General features: G+C 60.7%; 15 protein-coding genes. 11 read left to right on the forward strand and 4 right to left on the reverse strand.

Annotation, left to right across the window (positions count from 1 at the left end; all coding sequences use genetic code 11):
- Positions 1–12: 12 nt before the first annotated feature.
- The 9 genes from pepP (at position 13) to gcvP (ending at position 12,123) form a co-directional block, all read left to right on the forward strand.
- Complete coding sequence (gene pepP / locus CKW17_RS11170) at positions 13–1,347, forward strand: Xaa-Pro aminopeptidase (protein ID WP_095119871.1); 1,335 nt, start codon at positions 13–15, stop codon at positions 1,345–1,347.
- A complete protein-coding gene (gene ubiH, locus CKW17_RS11175) occupies positions 1,344–2,531 on the forward strand; it encodes a 2-octaprenyl-6-methoxyphenyl hydroxylase (RefSeq protein ID WP_095049392.1) in 1,188 nt (395 codons plus the stop codon). Before pepP ends, ubiH begins: the two co-directional genes overlap by 4 nt.
- Positions 2,524–3,009: a DUF4442 domain-containing protein gene (locus CKW17_RS11180; protein ID WP_095119872.1), complete on the forward strand. Its 486-nt coding sequence runs from the start codon at positions 2,524–2,526 to the stop codon at positions 3,007–3,009. The genes ubiH and CKW17_RS11180 overlap by 8 nt, the downstream gene beginning before the upstream one ends.
- Before the next feature lie 9 nt (positions 3,010–3,018).
- Positions 3,019–4,236 (forward strand): 2-octaprenyl-3-methyl-6-methoxy-1,4-benzoquinol hydroxylase, encoded by a 1,218-nt coding sequence (locus tag CKW17_RS11185; protein WP_176470060.1) that lies wholly within the window; start codon positions 3,019–3,021, stop codon positions 4,234–4,236.
- 221 nt (positions 4,237–4,457) lie between these two features.
- On the forward strand, positions 4,458–5,462 hold the full coding sequence (locus tag CKW17_RS11190) for an extracellular solute-binding protein (RefSeq protein ID WP_016772637.1): 1,005 nt from the start codon (positions 4,458–4,460) through the stop codon (positions 5,460–5,462).
- A gap of 247 nt (positions 5,463–5,709) precedes the next feature.
- A complete protein-coding gene (locus CKW17_RS11195) occupies positions 5,710–7,326 on the forward strand; it encodes an iron ABC transporter permease (RefSeq protein WP_095119874.1) in 1,617 nt (538 codons plus the stop codon).
- Positions 7,327–7,482: 156 nt separating this feature from the next.
- A complete protein-coding gene (gcvT, locus tag CKW17_RS11200) occupies positions 7,483–8,565 on the forward strand; it encodes a glycine cleavage system aminomethyltransferase GcvT (RefSeq protein ID WP_077574971.1) in 1,083 nt (360 codons plus the stop codon).
- A 50-nt stretch (positions 8,566–8,615) separates the two neighbouring features.
- Positions 8,616–8,999, forward strand: coding sequence for a glycine cleavage system protein GcvH (gene gcvH, locus CKW17_RS11205; RefSeq protein ID WP_064389477.1), 384 nt, complete (start codon positions 8,616–8,618; stop codon positions 8,997–8,999).
- A 250-nt stretch (positions 9,000–9,249) separates the two neighbouring features.
- Complete coding sequence (gcvP, locus tag CKW17_RS11210) at positions 9,250–12,123, forward strand: aminomethyl-transferring glycine dehydrogenase (protein WP_095119875.1); 2,874 nt, start codon at positions 9,250–9,252, stop codon at positions 12,121–12,123.
- A 177-nt stretch (positions 12,124–12,300) separates the two neighbouring features.
- Here the strand turns inward: gcvP and CKW17_RS11215 are convergent, their stop codons facing one another.
- The 3 genes from CKW17_RS11215 to CKW17_RS11225 all read right to left on the reverse strand — a co-directional run bounded on the left by CKW17_RS11215 (position 12,301) and on the right by CKW17_RS11225 (position 14,903).
- On the reverse strand, positions 12,301–12,621 hold the full coding sequence (locus CKW17_RS11215) for a DUF2388 domain-containing protein (RefSeq protein ID WP_176470061.1): 321 nt from the start codon (positions 12,619–12,621) through the stop codon (positions 12,301–12,303).
- Between the two features lie 66 nt (positions 12,622–12,687).
- Complete coding sequence (locus CKW17_RS11220; RefSeq protein ID WP_095119877.1) at positions 12,688–14,472, reverse strand: GspE/PulE family protein; 1,785 nt, start codon at positions 14,470–14,472, stop codon at positions 12,688–12,690.
- 92 nt (positions 14,473–14,564) lie between these two features.
- Positions 14,565–14,903 carry a hypothetical protein gene (locus CKW17_RS11225; protein WP_095119878.1) on the reverse strand — a complete coding sequence of 113 codons (339 nt, stop codon included), beginning with the start codon at positions 14,901–14,903 and terminating at the stop codon, positions 14,565–14,567.
- Between the two features lie 126 nt (positions 14,904–15,029).
- Between CKW17_RS11225 and CKW17_RS11230 the strand changes: the two genes are divergently transcribed.
- Positions 15,030–15,494, forward strand: coding sequence for an Lrp/AsnC family transcriptional regulator (locus tag CKW17_RS11230; RefSeq protein ID WP_095119879.1), 465 nt, complete (start codon positions 15,030–15,032; stop codon positions 15,492–15,494).
- 94 nt (positions 15,495–15,588) lie between these two features.
- Here CKW17_RS11230 and CKW17_RS11235 read toward each other — a convergent pair whose 3' ends face one another.
- Positions 15,589–16,959: an inorganic triphosphatase gene (locus CKW17_RS11235; RefSeq protein WP_008081465.1), complete on the reverse strand. Its 1,371-nt coding sequence runs from the start codon at positions 16,957–16,959 to the stop codon at positions 15,589–15,591.
- 156 nt (positions 16,960–17,115) lie between these two features.
- On the opposite strand from CKW17_RS11235, the gene argE reads away from it, so the two are divergent.
- Positions 17,116–18,261: an acetylornithine deacetylase gene (argE, locus tag CKW17_RS11240; protein ID WP_095119880.1), complete on the forward strand. Its 1,146-nt coding sequence runs from the start codon at positions 17,116–17,118 to the stop codon at positions 18,259–18,261.
- The last annotated feature ends 185 nt before the right edge of the window (positions 18,262–18,446 follow it).

Consider the following 18,446-nt stretch of genomic DNA (forward strand, 5'->3'; position numbering starts at 1 on the left):
AGCCATCTGCCCATGACCCATATCCCGAAAGCGGAATACAGCCGTCGCCGCAAGGCCCTGATGGCGCAGATGGAACCCAACAGCATCGCGATTCTGCCCGCCGCCGCGGTGGCCATTCGCAACCGCGACGTCGAGCACGTCTACCGTCAGGACAGCGATTTTCAGTACCTCAGCGGGTTTCCCGAGCCGCAAGCCGTTATCGTCTTGATGCCCGGCCGCGAACATGGCGAGTACGTGCTGTTCTGCCGTGAGCGCAATGCCGAACGCGAGTTGTGGGACGGTTTGCGTGCAGGGCAGGAAGGCGCGATCCGCGACTTCGGTGCCGACGACGCTTTCCCGATCACCGACATCGACGACATCCTCCCGGGCCTGATCGAAGGCCGCGACCGGGTGTATTCGGCGATGGGCAGCAACCCTGAATTCGATCGCCACCTGATGGACTGGATCAACGTCATCCGCTCCAAGGCGCACCTCGGCGCCCAGCCGCCGAACGAATTCGTTGCGCTGGATCATCTGCTGCACGACATGCGTCTGTATAAATCGGCGGCAGAAGTGAAGGTGATGCGCGAAGCCGCACGGATCTCGGCGCAAGCCCATATCCGCGCGATGCAGGCCAGTCGGGCCGGGCTCTACGAGTACAGTCTCGAGGCCGAACTCGATTACGAATTCCGCAAGGGCGGGGCGAAGATGCCGGCCTATGGCTCGATCGTCGCTGCCGGGCGCAACAGCTGCATCCTGCATTACCAGCAGAATGACGCGCTGCTCAAGGACGGTGATCTGGTGCTGATCGACGCTGGCTGCGAGATCGATTGTTACGCCAGTGACATCACCCGCACCTGGCCGGTCAACGGCAAGTTTTCGCCGGAGCAGAAAGCGATCTACGAATTGGTATTGGCCTCGCAAGAAGCCGCATTCGCCGAAATCGCCCCGAACAAGCACTGGAATCAGGCGCATGAAGCCACAGTGCGAGTGATTACCACAGGGCTGGTGAAACTCGGTTTGCTGCAAGGCGAGGTCGATGAATTGATCGCCAGCGAAGCCTATAAAGCCTTTTACATGCACCGCGCCGGTCACTGGCTGGGCATGGATGTACACGACGTCGGCGAGTACAAGGTCGGCGGCGAATGGCGCGTGCTGGAAGTCGGCATGGTGCTGACCGTGGAGCCGGGCATCTACATCGCCCCGGACAATCAGAACGTCGCGAAGAAATGGCGCGGCATTGGCGTGCGCATCGAGGACGACGTGGTGGTGACCAAAACCGGTTGTGAAATCCTCACCAGCGGCGTGCCGAAAACCGTCGCCGACATCGAAGCGCTGATGGCGCAAGCAAGGACACACGCAGCATGAGTCGAGTCAATCTGGCAATCATCGGTGGCGGCCTGGTCGGCGCCAGTCTGGCGTTGGCCTTGCAGGCCGGGGCCAAGGCGCGTGGCTGGAAGATCGTGCTGATCGAGCCGTTCGCTCCCGGCGACAGCTGGCAGCCGAGCTACGACGCACGTTCGTCGGCGTTGTCCTTCGGCTCGCGGCAGATTTATCAACGCTTGGGCGTGTGGCAGGAAATCTCCCGCCGCGCCGAGCCGATCAAACAGATTCACGTTTCCGACCGTGGGCGCTTCTCCACCGCGCGTTTGTCGGCGATGGAAGAGGGTGTGCCGGCGCTCGGTTATGTGGTGGAAAACGCCTGGCTCGGCCAGTGCCTGTGGCAGCACATCGATAAAGACGTGATCAGCTGGCGCTGCCCGGCGGAAGTCACGCGCATGGAACCGCTGCCCGACGGCTATCGCCTGACCCTCAACGATGAAACCACCCTTGAATGCGACCTCGCGGTACTCGCCGATGGCGGTCGCTCCGGGCTGCGCGAGCAGTTGGGCATCAACGTGCGTAAGCGTCCGTATAACCAGAGTGCGCTGATCGCCAACATCACCCCGAGTGAAGCGCACAACGGCATGGCCTTCGAGCGTTTCACCGACGAAGGGCCGATGGCCCTGCTGCCGCTGCCGGAAAACCGCTGTGCTCTGGTCTGGACCCGTTTGGGCATGGACGCGCAGCGTCTGGCCGATCTGAGCGAGCGCGATTTCCTCAGCGAATTGCAGGGCGTATTCGGTTACCGCCTCGGCACGTTGAAACAGGTTGGCGCACGGCATCTTTATCCGCTGACGCTGGTCGAGGCCGAAGAACAAGTGCGTTCGCATCTGGCTGTGCTCGGCAACGCGGCGCATAGCCTGCACCCGATCGCCGGCCAGGGTTTCAACCTGTCGCTGCGGGATGCCGACGCATTGGCCGCCGCGTTGTTGTCCAGTGAAAAGCCGCTGGGCGACTTCGCCACATTGCAGGCCTATCGCGAGCGTCAGCGTCTGGATCAGGACCTCACCGTCGGTTTTTCCGATCAGGTCACGCGGCTGTTCGGCAGCACGCAGCCATTGGTCTCGCTGGGGCGAAATATCGGCCTGCTCGGCCTCGATCTGTTGCCGCCGGCCAAGCGCTGGTTTGCCCGTCAGGCCATGGGTTTGGGAACGCGTCCGGATGCTTAAGTGGTTAACCGGCAAATTCGGTAAAGCACGATTGATGCGCTGGGTGATGACGTTCTACCCGCCGTATCTTGGCGCCGGTGTTCGGGTTCGGCACATCAGCGATGACTTTCGCGACGTGCAGGTGTCGATGGGCCTCGGCTGGTACAACCGCAACTACGTCGGCACCCAGTTCGGCGGCAGCCTGTATTCGATGGTCGACCCGTTCTTCATGCTGATGCTCATGGAGAATCTTGGCTCGCGCTACATCGTTTGGGACAAGGCTGCCGACATCGATTTCATTGCGCCGGGCAAAGGCCCGGTGTTCGCCCGCTTCACTATCGACGAGACCTTGCTCGCCGAGATCCGCCGGCAGACCGCCGATGGCGAGAAATACCTGCCACAGTTGCAGGTCGACATTCATGACGGCGCCGGCAATCTGGTGGCGCGGGTCGGTAAAACCGTTTACGTGCGGCTCAAGCCGCAAGCGAGACAGGCTTAAAGCATGGAAATGCGCGCAGATCTGCTGATTGTCGGAGCCGGAATGGTCGGCAGCGCTTTGGCGTTGGCGTTGCAGGACAGCGGCCTCGAAGTCCTGCTGCTCGACGGCAGCCCGTTGAGCGTCAAACCCTTCGACGCCGAAGCCGCTTTTGAGCCGCGAGTGAGTGCCTTGTCGGCAGCCAGCCAGCGCATTCTTGAACGCCTCGGCGTGTGGGAAGGCATCGCCAAACGCCGCAGCAGTCCATACACCGACATGCACGTCTGGGACGGCAGCGGCACCGGGCAGATTCATTTCTCGGCGAGCAGTGTGCATGCCGAGGTGCTGGGGCATATCGTCGAAAACCGTGTGGTGCAGGATGCCTTGCTCGATCGCTTGCACGATTGTGATCTGGGCATGCTGGCCAATGCGCGGCTGGAACAGATGCGCCGCTCCGGCGATGACTGGCTGCTGACGTTGGCTGACGGTCGCCAGTTGCGCGCGCCGCTGGTGATTGCCGCTGACGGTGCCAACTCGGCAGTGCGCCGTCTGACCGGTGTGGCGACGCGTGAGTGGGATTACCTGCATCACGCCATCGTTACCAGCGTGCGCAGCAGCAAATCGCACCAGATGACCGCGTGGCAGCGCTTTACCGATCACGGGCCGCTGGCGTTTCTGCCGCTGGAACGTGACGGGCAGCAGGATTGGTGTTCGATCGTCTGGTCGACCACGCCGAGCGAGGCTGAACGCCTGATGGCGTTGGATGAAGCGGATTTCTGCCGTGAGCTGGAACGTGCCTTTGAAGGGCGACTCGGCGAAGTGATGAGTGCCGATCCGCGACTGTGCGTGCCGCTGCGTCAGCGCCATGCCAAGCGTTATGTGGCGGAAGGCCTGGCGTTGATCGGCGATGCGGCGCACACCATTCATCCATTGGCGGGGCAGGGCGTAAACCTGGGTTTCCTTGATGCGGCGGTGTTGGCGGAAGTGCTGTTGCAAGCGGCGGAACGCGGTGAGCGTCTGGCGGATGTTAAGGTGCTGAGCCGTTACGAGCGTCGGCGCATGCCGCATAACTTGGCGCTGATGGCGGCGATGGAAGGGTTTGAGCGGTTGTTTCAGGCCGATCCGTTGCCGGTGCGCTGGTTGCGTAATGCCGGGTTGAAGCTGGTGGAGCAGATGCCGGAGGCGAAGGCGTTGTTTGTGCGGGAGGCCCTCGGGTTGACCGGGGATCTTCCGGCGCTGGCCAAGCCCTGATCTTTTCGTTGCTGCTAATGGCCTCATCGCGAGCAGGCTCACTCCTACAGGGGATCGCATTTCAAATGTAGGAGCGAGCCTGCTCGCGAAGGGGCCAGAACAGCCACTACAAATTTCAGGCTGTGCAACATCTGGTAACTCCTTCAAAAAGAGTTCGATTGAGGTGGTAAATGTGAGTCCTTATCATTTGGCCCACAATTCCCGACCGAGAGACCACTCCCATGTTGGCACCCAAGCGTCTTCTGACCGCACTGGCCCTGACCCTGATTGGCAGCACAACGGCCCAGGCCGCTGATGAGGTGGTGGTTTACTCGTCGCGCATCGATGAGCTGATCAAACCGGTGTTCGATGCCTACACCGCCAAGACCGGGGTGAAGATCAAGTTCATCACCGACAAGGAAGCGCCGCTGATGCAGCGGATCAAGGCCGAAGGTGAAAACGCCACCGCCGACCTGCTGCTCACCGTTGATGCCGGCAACCTCTGGCAAGCCGAGCAGATGGGCATCCTCCAGCCGTTCACCTCGAAGACCATCGACGCCAACATTCCGCTGCAATATCGCTCTTCGACTCATGCCTGGACCGGCCTGAGCCTGCGCGCGCGGACCATCGCCTACTCCACCGAACGCGTGAAGCCGGGCGAACTGACCACTTACGAAGCGCTGGCCGACAAGAACTGGGAAGGACGCCTGTGCCTGCGCACGGCGAAGAAGGTCTACAACCAGTCGCTGACCGCGACCATGATCGAAGTCCATGGTGCCGAAAAGACCGAGAAGATCCTCAAGGGCTGGGTTAACAACCTGTCCACCGACGTGTTCTCCGATGACGTTGCGGTGCTCGAAGCGATCAATGCCGGGCAGTGTGATGTCGGCATCGTCAACACTTACTACTACGGCCGCCTGCACAAGCAGAAGCCGGAGCTGCCGGTGAAGCTGTTCTGGCCGAATCAGGCCGATCGTGGCGTGCACGTGAATCTGTCGGGCATTGGCCTGACCAAACATGCGCCGCACCCGGAAGCGGCCAAGGCGTTGGTCGAGTGGATGACCACGCCTGAGGCGCAGAAGATCTTTGCTGACGTGAACCAGGAATTCCCGGCCAACCCGGCGGTGGCACCTTCGGAAGAAGTGGCGGCGTGGGGCAAGTTCATCGCCGATACTTTGCCGGTGGAAGTGGCGGGCAAGCGTCAGGCTGAGGCGATCCGGATGATGGATCGGGCGGGTTGGAATTGAGGCTTTTTCGATAGACTTGTCTGCTTCAAGATCGCTGCCCCTCACCCCAGCCCTCTCCCAAGGGAGAGGGAGCCGATCTGTGTTGTTTTCGAAACTTGAGTTCGACTCGATATCTCAGGTCGGCGTAATTCTCATAAACTACGCGGTCAGTCCCCTCTCCCTCCGGGAGAGGGCTAGGGTGAGGGCAGCAATCCCAACCTGAAATACTCAACCCAAGAACACCCCCAATCCCCCCAGAGACCCAAAAGTGGCCCACCCCGCCCAACGCCGCTGGTACCCCATCGTCTTCGCCATCGCCGCGCTGGTGCTGTTGCCCCTGAGCGTTCTGCTGCTCTCATGGCAGACCATCGATCAACAAATCTGGTCGCACCTGTGGCAAACCCAGATGCCGCGCCTACTGGGCAATACCCTGACGCTGGTCGTTGGCGTCGGTGTCGGTGTGACGCTGCTCGGTGTCAGCCTCGCCTGGCTCACCAGCCTCTGCGAATTCCCCGGGCGGCGCTGGCTCGACTGGGCGCTGATGCTGCCCTTTGCCATTCCGGCCTATGTGCTGGCGTTCGTCTTCGTGGGCCTGCTCGATTTCGCCGGCCCCGTACAAACCCTGCTGCGTGAATGGTTCGGCACCGGTCTGCGCCTGCCACGGGTGCGCTCCACTGGCGGGGTGATTATCGTGCTGGTGCTGGTCTTCTACCCGTACGTTTACCTGCTGGCGCGCACCGCGTTCCTCGCCCAGGGCAAAGGCCTGATGGAAGCCGCGCGGGTACTTGGCCAGTCGCCGTGGCAAGCCTTCTGGCGGGTGGCGTTGCCGATGGCGCGTCCGGCCATCGGTGCGGGCGTGGCGTTGGCGCTGATGGAGACCCTTGCCGATTTCGGTGCAGTGTCCGTGTTCAACTTCGACACCTTCACCACCGCCATCTACAAAACCTGGTACGGCTTCTTCAGCCTGTCGAGTGCTGCGCAACTGGCCAGTCTGTTATTGCTGGTGGTGATGCTGGTGCTCTACGGTGAACGCCGTGCGCGCGGCGCCAACCGGGCAAGCAACGAGCGGCCACGGGTCAAAGCCTTGTATCACTTGCGCGGATTCAAGGCTTTCGCAGCGATGAGCTGGTGCGGACTGGTGTTCGCTTGCGCCTTCGTCATTCCGATGCTGCAACTGATCGTCTGGTTCTGGCAGCGTGGTCGCTTTGATTTGGATGAACGCTACGCCGGGCTGATCCTGCACACCCTGTATCTAGGCGGCATGGCCGCGTTGATTACTGTAAGCGTTGCTTTGCTGCTGACGTTTGCCCGGCGCTTGGCACCCACGCAGACGATCAACTCCGGCGTTGGTCTGGCCAATCTTGGCTACGCCTTGCCGGGTTCGGTGCTGGCGGTATCGATCATGCTGGCGTTCAGTTATCTGGATCGTGAACTGGTGATTCCACTTTCCAGTTGGCTCGGTGGCGCAGGCAAACCGTTGCTGCTCGGCAGTCTGGCGGCATTGCTGATGGCTTACCTGGTGCGTTTCGTTGCGGTCGCTTACGGACCCTTGGAAAGCAGTCTGGCGCGTATACGGCCCTCTTTGCCCGAAGCGGCACGTAGCCTGGGTGTCAGTGGGCCGCGACTGTTTTTCAAAGTGTATCTGCCGTTGTTACTGCCCGGCACATTGAGCGCGGCGCTGCTGGTGTTCGTCGATGTGCTCAAGGAAATGCCCGCGACCCTGCTGATGCGCCCGTTTGGCTGGGATACGCTGGCCGTACGCATCTTTGAAATGACCAGCGAAGGCGAATGGGCGCGGGCGTCTTTGCCGGCGCTGACCCTGGTTCTGGTTGGATTGTTACCGGTCATCGGCCTGATTCGCCGCTCCGCCCATCGAAACACTTAGTAGTGAGTCCTGAATCATGCGGCTACAATGCGCGGCATTCGGTGCGGTTCGTCTGACAGATCTTTTCGCTGAGATTGGCTGAAAGCCTTCTATTACAAGGCTTTCACGCTGTGCAGCGACTGTCCGCACCTTCGCCACGCCCGGAAGGAGAAACCCATGGGACAGCGTACGCCTCTGTATGACCTGCATCTCGCCCTCGGCGCGAAGATGGTCGATTTTGGCGGTTGGGACATGCCCCTGCATTACGGCTCGCAGGTCGAGGAGCACCACGAAGTGCGCCGCGATTGCGGGGTGTTCGATGTATCCCACATGACCGTGATCGACGTCACCGGCCCCCAGGCCAAAGCCTGGCTGCAGCATTTGCTGGCCAATGACGTCGACCGCCTGCACCGCCCCGGCCGTGCGTTGTACAGCACCATGCTCAACGAGCGCGGCGGCATCGTCGATGACATGATCGTCTACCGCCTCGACGACGCTTATCGTCTGGTGTTCAACGCCTCCACCCGCGATCAGGATCTGGCCTGGATGAACGCGCAGCGCGGCGATTACGACGTGCAGTTGCACGAGCGCGCCGAACTGGCGATGCTCGCCATTCAAGGTCCACAGGCCCGGCACAAGATTGCCGAACTGGTGACCCAGTCCCGCGCCACGCTGATCCAGCACCTCAAACCGTTCGAAGGCTACACCGACGGTGACTGGTTTATCGCCCGTACCGGTTATACCGGTGAAGATGGTCTGGAAATCTGCCTGCCGGCCAGTCAGGCGCCGGGGTTCTTCAACGATCTGGTCGGCGCCGGCATTTCCCCGATCGGCCTCGGTGCCCGCGACACCCTGCGTGTCGAAGCCGGTATGAACCTCTACGGTCAGGACATTCATCAGGACGTTTCGCCATTGGCTTCGAATATGGCCTGGAGCATTGCCTGGGAGCCGGCTTCGCGCCAGTTCATCGGTCGCACTGCTCTGGAGGCGGAAAAAGCCGCCGGCGTTGCGCACAAACTGGTCGGTCTGGTGCTGGAAGAGCGCGGTGTTTTGCGTGCTCATCAGGTGGTTCGTATCGCCGATGTTGGCGAAGGGGAGATCACCAGTGGTAGTTTCTCTCCTACGCTAAGCAAATCGATTGCCCTGGCGCGTGTTCCGATGGCAACCGCCGACCGCGCCGAAGTGGAAATCCGTGGCAAGTGGTACCCGGTGCGAGTGGTCAAACCGACCTTCGTACGCCATGGCAAAACTTTGATCTAACCTTTTTCCGGCGGGCATGACCGCTGACCCAATTCCCGAGGACACCGAAGATGAGCAATATCCCCGCTGAACTGCGTTTTGCCGAAAGTCATGAATGGGCACGTCTGGAAGCCGACGGCACCGTCACCGTGGGCATCAGCGATCACGCGCAGGAAGCGCTGGGCGATGTGGTGTTCGTCGAGCTGACCGAAGTGGGCAAGGTGTTCGCCGCTGAAGATCAGGCTGGCGTCGTTGAATCGGTAAAAGCTGCTTCCGACATCTATTCGCCGATCAGCGGTGAAGTCATCGCGGTCAATGAAGAGCTGGGCGGTTCGCCAGAGCTGTTGAACTCCGACCCGTACGGCGCTTGGATCTTCAAGCTCAAGCCAAGCGACAAGGCTGAGCTGGACAAGCTGCTCGATGCTGCAGCGTACAAGGCTGCCATCGGCGAGTAAGCTTTAAGCAATACCCAAAGCCCCGACCCGTCGGGGCTTTTTCATGGGCGATACAAATCCCCTGTAGGAGTGAGCCTGCTCGCGATAGCGTTCTTTCAGACACATTAATGCTGACTGACACACCGCTATCGCGAGCAGGCTCACTCCTACAGGGGGAAGCGGTGCACTGAAAATGGGTTGCCATGTGGGCTGCTATGCTGGTTTGACCGTGTTGCATTGACGCCGAGCGCCAGCCAAGAGAGAGCCCGTCATGTCCCAGTTGCCGTCCCTGAGCCAGTTACGCGACCCCGATGCTTTTCTGCGCCGCCACCTCGGTCCCGACATCGCCGAACAACAGGCGATGCTCGACAGCCTCGGCCTCGGCAGCCGGGTCGAACTGATCGAGCAGACCGTGCCGCCGGGCATTCGCTTCAATCGCGCACTGGATCTGCCGCCCGCCCTCGATGAACAGGCCGCGCTGGCCAAACTGCGCGGTTACGCCGAGCAGAACCAGGTCTGGACCAGCTTGATCGGCATGGGTTACCACGGCACACTCACACCGACCGTCATCCTGCGCAACGTGCTGGAAAATCCAGGCTGGTACACCGCGTACACGCCCTATCAACCGGAGATCGCTCAAGGCCGACTCGAAGCGCTGCTGAATTTCCAGCAGTTGACCATCGACCTCACCGGCCTCGAATTGGCCAACGCCTCGCTGCTCGATGAAGCCACGGCGGCGGCGGAAGCCATGGCACTGGCCAAGCGCGTGGCAAAGTCGAAGAGCAATCTGTTCTTCGTCGATGAGAACTGTCATCCCCAGACCATTTCCGTGGTGCAGACCCGCGCGGAAGGTTTCGGCTTCGAGCTGATCATCGACGCTGTGGATAACTTGAAACAGCATCAGGTGTTCGGTGCGTTGTTGCAGTATCCCGACACCCATGGCGAGGTGCTTGATCTGAGTCCGCTGATCGATCATTTGCATGCGCAACAGGCATTGGCTTGTGTCTCTACCGATTTATTGAGCTTGCTACTGCTGACTCCACCAGGTGAGCTGGGCGCCGATGTGGTGTTCGGTTCCTCTCAGCGTTTTGGCGTGCCGATGGGTTATGGCGGGCCGCACGCAGCGTTCTTTGCCAGTCGCGAGGAATACAAACGGGCGATTCCGGGGCGGATCATCGGTGTGTCGAAGGACGCCCGGGGCAACGTGGCGCTGCGCATGGCCCTGCAAACCCGCGAGCAACATATCCGCCGCGAGAAGGCCAATTCGAACATCTGCACCGCGCAGGTACTGCTGGCCAACATTGCCAGTTTCTACGCGGTCTATCACGGGCCGGAAGGGTTGAAACGCATCGCCCAGCGCACGCATCGGTTGACCTGCATTCTGGCGGCGGGGCTTGAGCGCAATGGCATCAGCCGGGTCAATGCGCAGTTCTTCGACACGCTGACGCTGGACGTCGGCGGTGCGCAAACCGCGATTATCGAGAGCGCCCAGGCTGCACAGATCAACCTGAGGATTCTCGGCCGTGGTCGGGTCGGGCTGAGTCTCGATGAGACCTGCGATGAACGCACCGTGGCGAAACTGTTCGATGTACTGCTCGGTGCCGATCATGGGCTGAACGTCGACGATCTCGACGCCGAAGTACTGGTTTCCGGCATCCCCGACAATCTTCAGCGCAAGACGCCTTATCTGCGCCATCCGGTATTCAACGCCCATCACAGCGAAACCGAGATGCTGCGCTATCTCAAACAACTGGAGAACAAGGATCTCGCGCTTAACCAGTCGATGATCCCATTGGGCTCGTGCACGATGAAACTCAACGCCACCAGCGAAATGATCCCGATCACCTGGCCGCAATTCGCCAACCTGCATCCGTTCGTGCCGCGTGAGCAGGCAGTTGGTTACACCTTGATGATCGAAGAACTGGAGCGCTGGCTCTGCGCAATCACCGGGTTCGATGCGATCTGCATGCAGCCCAACTCCGGCGCCCAGGGTGAATACGCCGGGCTGCTGGCGATCCGCAAATATCACGAGAGCCGGCAGCAGGGCGCGCGGGATATCTGCCTGATTCCGTCCTCGGCCCACGGTACCAACCCGGCCTCGGCGCAGATGGTCGGGTTACGGGTGGTGATCGTTGAGTGCGACGAGGCCGGTAACGTTGATCTCGATGACTTGAAAGCCAAAGCCGCCGAGGCCGGGGCGAAACTGTCCTGTCTGATGGCGACCTATCCGTCGACCCACGGCGTGTACGAAGAGGGCATCAGTGAAATCTGCGAAGTTATCCACCAGCACGGCGGCCAGGTGTACATGGATGGCGCCAACCTCAATGCGCAGGTCGGTTTGGCACGCCCGGCAGATATCGGCGCCGATGTTTCGCACATGAATCTGCACAAGACTTTTTGCATTCCCCATGGCGGCGGTGGACCGGGCATGGGACCGATTGGCGTGCGCGCGCATCTGGCGCCGTTCGTCGCCAATCACCCGGTGGTGCCAATCGATGGGCCGTTGGCGCAGAACGGCGCCGTCAGCGCGGCGCCATGGGGCAGCGCAAGTATTTTGCCGATCAGCTGGATGTACATCGCCATGATGGGGCCGCAATTGGCGGACGCCAGTGAAGTGGCGATCCTGGCGGCGAATTACCTGGCGCAGCATTTATCCGGCGCGTTCCCGGTGTTGTATACCGGGCGCAACGGGCGCGTGGCCCACGAATGCATTCTCGATCTGCGGCCATTGAAGGCGCAGACCGGAATCAGTGAGGAAGACGTCGCCAAGCGCCTGATGGATTACGGCTTTCACGCGCCGACCATGTCATTCCCGGTGCCGGGCACGTTGATGGTCGAACCGACCGAGAGTGAATCCAAGGCTGAACTGGATCGCTTTATCGGTGCGATGCTGAGCATTCGTGCGGAAATCACCGAAGTGCAGAACGGCAACTGGCCGGCCGAGGACAACCCGTTGAAACGGGCGCCGCATACTCTGGCGGATGTCACCGGGGTTTGGGAGCGTCCCTACAGCATCGAGCAGGGCATTACCCCGGATGCGCACACCAAAGCGCACAAATATTGGCCGGCGGTGAATCGGGTGGATAACGTTTACGGCGACCGCAATCTGTTCTGCGCCTGCGTCCCGGTGGATGATTACCGCTGAACTCTCTGGTGGCACACCGTCCCCTGTAGGAGTGAGCCTGCTCGCGATAGCGGTGAATCAGTCACCGGAGAATTTGCCTGATACACCGCTATCGCGAGCAGGCTCACTCCTACAAGGGATTGTGGTAAGCCTGAAATTCAGGCAAAAAAATGCCGCTCATTTGAGCGGCATTTTTTGTTACTCGGAAGCCACGGCGTTCTTCGCCAGAATCGCATTCGCCAGCTCCATGTCCGACGCCTGCAGGCCCGGATTGTCGGCGCGGACTTTCTGCATCGCCGCTTCCAGATATGGGCCACGAATGCTGCCGTCACTGGCAACGAAACTGCCGGCATCGTCCTGCGCGGCGATGATCAGTTTGTGGTCCTTGAAGGTCAGGTAGGTCGAACCGGTGGTGGCACCGGACGAGATGACGTTACGCCAAAAGCTGTCCGCCATGGCCGAACCAACGGGAAGGGACAGCAAGGCCAGAGTGGCGACAGCAAGTTTGAGACGCATGATGAGATGACTCCTGGGGGTTAACTAGGGCCTTGGATCGCCATTTCCCCGATCCGGTTCCATGGTGACTTATTTCTGCTCGCTCTGCGGCGTCACCCGTAGCACTTCCTCTACCGTCGTCAGCCCTGCCGCAACCTTCTGCGCGCCGGACAAACGCAAACTGCGCATGCCTTCCTTGAACGCCTGCCGCCGAATGGCGGTGAGGTCGGTATCCGGAGTGATGAAGGCTTTGAGGCTGTCGCTCAATTGCATGATTTCGTAAACCCCGGCGCGACCGCGATAACCGGTGTCGCGGCATTCCACGCAACCGATGGCACGCTGCGCGTTACCTGGCAGTGGCGCTTGCCAGGGGCGGGTCAGGGTTTGCCAGTCTTCGTCTTCCAGCGTTAGCGGCGCCTTGCAATGCGGACACAAGGTGCGCACCAGACGCTGGGCCATGACCCCGAGCACGGTGGCTTTGATCAGGTAGTGCGGCACGCCGAGTTCGAGCAGACGGCTGATCGCGCTGGGGGCGTCGTTGGTGTGCAGCGTCGACAGCACCAAGTGCCCGGTGAGCGCTGCCTGAATCGCCATTTCAGCGGTTTCCAGATCGCGAATCTCGCCGATCATGATGATGTCCGGGTCCTGCCGCATCAGCGCACGCACCCCGGCGGCGAAGCTCAGGTCGATGTTGTGCTGCACCTGCATCTGGTTGAACGCGGGTTCGACCATTTCGATCGGGTCTTCGATGGTGCAGAGGTTCACTTCCGGCGTCGCCAGTTTTTTCAGCGTGGTGTACAGCGTGGTGGTCTTGCCCGAACCAGTCGGCCCGGTGACCAGAATGATGCCGTTGGGCTGACGGGTCATGTCCTGCCAGCGGCGCAGGTCATCGGCGCTGAAACCCAACTGGTCGAAATCCTTGAGCAGCACTTCCGGGTCGAAAATCCGCATGACCATTTTTTCGCCGAACGCGGTGGGGAGCGTTGAAAGGCGCAACTCGACTTCGCCGCCATCCGGGGTCTTGGTCTTGACCCGGCCGTCCTGGGGTTTGCGCTTTTCGGCGACGTTCATCCGCCCGAGGCTTTTCAGGCGACTGACTATCGCCATGGTCACCTGCGGCGGAAATTGATAGACGTTGTGCAGCACGCCGTCGATGCGAAAACGCACGGTGCCTTGCTCGCGGCGCGGTTCGATATGGATATCGCTGGCACGCTGCTGGAAGGCGTACTGGAACAGCCAGTCGACGATGTTGACGATGTGCGCGTCGTTGGCGTCCGGCTCCTGATCGCTGGCGCCGAGGTTGAGCAGTTGTTCGAAGTTGCCGAGGTTACCGCTCTGCTGATCGCCATTGCTGGCGCCGCTGACCGATTTGGCCAGGCGGAAGAACTCGACGCTGAAGCGCTGGATATCCGCCGGGTTGGCCACCACCCGCTTGATCGGCAGCTTCAATACGTGGGTGAGATCGGCTTCCCATCCGGTGACGTAAGGCTGGGCACTGGCCACGGTGACCGAGTCGCGGTCGACCGCTACGGCGAGAATCTTGTGCCGTTGTGCGAAGGCGTAAGACATCAACGGCGTGATCGCGGCGACGTTGATTTTCAACGGATCGATGCGCAGGTACGGCTGACCGGCCTGCTGCGCCAGCCACAGGGTCAGGCTTTCCAGATCGAGGTGTTTGCCTGGACGGCTAAGGTCATCGAGTTGCTGACTGGCGATGAATTCCAGCGGATGCATCTGGCCGTGGGCGGCGTGACGGCGACGGGCGTTCAGCGCCTGTTCCGCCGAGTCTTGGCCGATAAAACCTTGGGCGACCAGTTCACGCAGCACCTCGTTGAGTTCCAGCCAGCGGTCCTGAGTGGCGAGTTGAACGGACATGCGGGCTTCCTTTTGAGCGACAGTGCGCAAAAGGATAGTCGTGGCCCCGCAGACCGTTGGGCCACTACCCGACGAAGCCGTTGCCGGATTTGTCAGCCAGCGGCTTGCGCGGGTGCATCCCAGAAGCTGTCGGCGTTTTGCAGGTTCACCGAGCAAACGCTGATCAAGTTACGAAGTTTTTCCGCGATCACTTGCGCGCGATGCCAACTGAAACCGCCCATGACAATGTCGATCGACATCAAGTCATCCATGCGCTGCACGGTGACTTGTTCCGGTGTGAGGAATTGCAGTGCGAACAGGTTGAGCACCCGCACCAGCAAGTCCGGCTCAGCCTCGGCGAGAATCTGATACTGCGCCAGGCAATGGGTGTTGCTGACGCTCCAGACATCGGCGCGGGTTGGCGCGGTGGTTACGGCTTCGAGGTGCGGCATGACGAGTCTCCAAAATCTCTGGAGGAATTTTTACATTCGGTGCGGGGTATTTCTTGGCTATGATCGGCGTTATTGATGATTGATCGATTGGATCAATTCGTATAGTGCGCTATTTGAGGTTTTTTTATGCACAGCGAACTGGACGGCTACGACCGCAAGATTCTCGCCCTGCTGCAGGAGGACGCATCGCTCTCAAGTGCGCAGATCGCCGAGCAGGTCGGCCTGTCGCAATCGCCGTGCTGGCGGCGGATTCAGCGGATGAAGGAGGAGGGCATCATTCGTGGTCAGGTGACCTTGCTCGATCGCAAGAAGATCGGCCTGAACACGCAGATCTTTGCCGAGATCAAACTCAACGCACACGGGCGTTCGAACTTCACTGAGTTCACCGAAGCGATTCGCGGCTTTCCGGAGGTGCTGGAGTGTTATGTGCTGATGGGCGCGGTGGATTTTCTGTTGCGGATTGTCGCGGCGGACATCGAGGCGTATGAGCGGTTTTTCTTCGAGAAGCTGTCGCTGGTGCCGGGGATACAGGAAGTGAACTCGATTGTGGCGCTGTCGGAGATCAAGTCCACAACCAGTTTGCCGGTATAGCGAAGAAGCAAAAGATCGCAGCCTGCGGCAGCTCCTACAAGGGAATGGCGTACACCCTGTAGGAGCTGCCGAAGGCTGCGATCTTTTAGCGGTATTACATACGCAGCAGCATTTTCCACGCACGATTCTGGTAAACCGCAATCGCCTGCTGCTTGCGTGCGTCGAGCAGTTCGTCAGTGATCGTCGGCTCGTTGGCCAGTTGCGCCAGTTTGTTCAGCTCGCCGTACAAGCGATCCATTTCCGCGATGTCCAGCACGTTACGGGCGTGGTGCAGCCAGACCTGAATGCGCTCGATACGCGGCAGTTGTTCAGCCAGATCTTCCGGCTGCTGTTGATAACGCTGCAATTGCAGGGCCGTGGCTTCTTCGCCCAAGGTACGCGGCAGCCAGCTGTGCAATTGCGCGCCGCCCTGACGATTGCCACGCACGTTACGCTCGGCGGTCCAGGTGCGGGCCAGCAACCAACGCGAAGTGTTCAGCGAGAACAAGCCCCAGCGCGGGTCTTCGAGTTCTTCGAGGAACTGCTCCGGTGCGGCTTTGCGCACGTCTTCGTCTTCGATACCGGCCTGCACCAGCGGGCGCCAGTCTTCCAGCAACGCATCCAGAGCAACGCGCAAGTCGTGGGTCGACTGACGCGGCGCGGCCTGGCCGAGGCTGCTGAGCAGAGCGCGCATTTCCGCGAGGTTTTCAACCCAGTCGAGCAACAGGCGCCAGTGGCCGTTGAAGCGATACTGTTCAGCCAGACGCTGGCTGCTGCCGAGCAAGTGCCAGCTCAGCGCGGCGAAGGCGTCGTCGAGTTGGGTTTCCGGAGTCAGTTCCGGCGCCGGCAGGCTCAGCGAGTAGCTGTTGGCGTCGTACAGACGATAACCGCGCTCAGCCTTGCTGATGTCGCACGGCATCAGCGCCAGGGTTTCAGCCAGTTCGGCAGCCAGTTCCAGCAGCGCGGCAGGCTCGCCTTCGCGCAATTCCAGTTCCAGTTCGCAGATTTCTTCTTTCTGCTTGCCGACGACAACGTGACCAAGATCCAGCGCGGCTTCGATGACCACTTTGCTCTTGCCACGGCCCCAGGCGATTTCGGCGCGCTCACGGACGAAGTCGGTGGTGAAGATCGGCTTGAGGGTTTTCTTGTCCAGCTCGGCCAGCGACTCGGGCCAGCATTCGCCGTCGAGTTTCTTCACGTCGAGCTTGGCTTTCGGCAACTTCCAGTCGTACTCGTTACGCTCGGACAGACCGGCGACGCTCTGGCCACGGGTCTTGAGGGTCTGAATCACTTCGTCACCGTCCTTGCGCAGGCGCAGGGCGACTTTGGCCTGAGCCAGATCGCGCTCGGGGGTGTCGAAGTACTGGTTCATCAACTCACGGCGTTCCCAGCCACTTTTGTTGCGTTTTTTCAGTAACGGGTGCTCGCGCAGGGCGGCGAGGGTTTCGCGGCTGACGCGGAGTTTGATTTCGGTTTCTTTCTGCATGGCCGGAAAATCCAGGATCGGGAGCGCAGCCGGGGGAATGTGTGGCTGCCAAGGCCGTGCAGTGTACAGGACTCAAACTTCCTACGCCCTGCGGCGGTTTATTCCGAGCGCCGGATGGTTCTATGATGGACCTCAATTCGGGAGTTGGAGTCAGCGATGCCTTTGCCGTCCATGCAAGACCAGTTCGCTGCGCTGATCGCCGCGCCATCGGTCAGCTGTACCCAACCGAACCTCGATCAGTCCAACCGCGCGGTGATCGATTTGCTCGCCGGCTGGCTGGGTGACCTCGGTTTCAGCTGCGATATCCAGCAGGTCAGCCCCGGCAAATTCAACCTGCTCGCCAGTTTCGGCAGCGGCCCCGGCGGGCTGGTGCTGGCCGGGCACAGCGACACGGTGCCGTACGACGATGCGTTGTGGCAGACCGATCCGCTGAAGCTCACTGAAGTCGATGGCCGCTGGGTCGGGCTGGGCAGTTGCGACATGAAGGGTTTTTTCGCGTTGATCATCGAAGCGGTGTTGCCGCTGCTCGATCAGCCGTTCAAGCAACCGCTGCTGATCCTCGCCACCTGCGATGAAGAAAGCTCGATGTCCGGCGCCCGCGCGCTGGCCGAGGTCGGGCGTCCGCTGGGCCGCGCGGCGGTGATCGGCGAGCCGACCGGGCTCAAGCCGATCCGCATGCACAAAGGCATCATGATGGAGCGCATCGACATCCTCGGGCAGAGCGGCCATTCGTCGGATCCGCGCCTGGGCCACAGTGCCCTCGAAGCGATGCACGATGCGATCGGCGAACTGCGCGGCCTGCGTCTGTTGTGGCAGCGTGAATTCAATAATCCGCAGTTCAGCGTGCCGCAGCCGACGATGAACTTTGGCTGCATTCATGGTGGCGATAATCCCAACCGCATCTGTGGCCAGTGTTCGCTGGAGTTTGATCTGCGGCCGTTGCCGGGCATGGACCCGAAAGTCCTGCGCGCAGAGATCCTGCGCAAGCTCAACCCGGTCGCCGAGCGGCATCAGGTGAAGATCGATTACAAGCCGTTGTTCCCGGAAGTGCCACCGTTTGAGCAGTCGGAAGACGCCGAACTGGTGCGCATCGCCGAAAAGCTCACCGGTCATTGCGCCGAAGCAGTAGCGTTCGGCACCGAAGCGCCTTATCTTCAGCGCCTTGGCTGCGAAACCATCGTGCTCGGCCCCGGCGACATTGCCTGTGCGCATCAGCCCGGCGAGTACCTTGAAATGTCACGTTTGCAGCCTACCGTGCATCTATTACGGCAACTGATTGAACATTACTGCCTGAAGAATTGAACGCCTCCCTTGTAGGAGCTGCCGAAGGCTGCGATCTTTTGCTTTTGTTCTGAAGATCAAAAGATCGCAGCCTGCGGCAGCTCCTACAGGGGTGAGCCGCTAAATTAGTGGGAATCCAACCCGTATTCATGAGGAGAGCGCGCGTGTCGCCAAGCCTGTTCCGACGATAACCATCAGCCCGCTGT

Source organism: Pseudomonas sp. Irchel s3f10 (genome assembly GCF_900187515.1).
Taxonomy (GTDB): Bacteria; Pseudomonadota; Gammaproteobacteria; order Pseudomonadales; family Pseudomonadaceae; genus Aquipseudomonas; species Aquipseudomonas tensinigenes.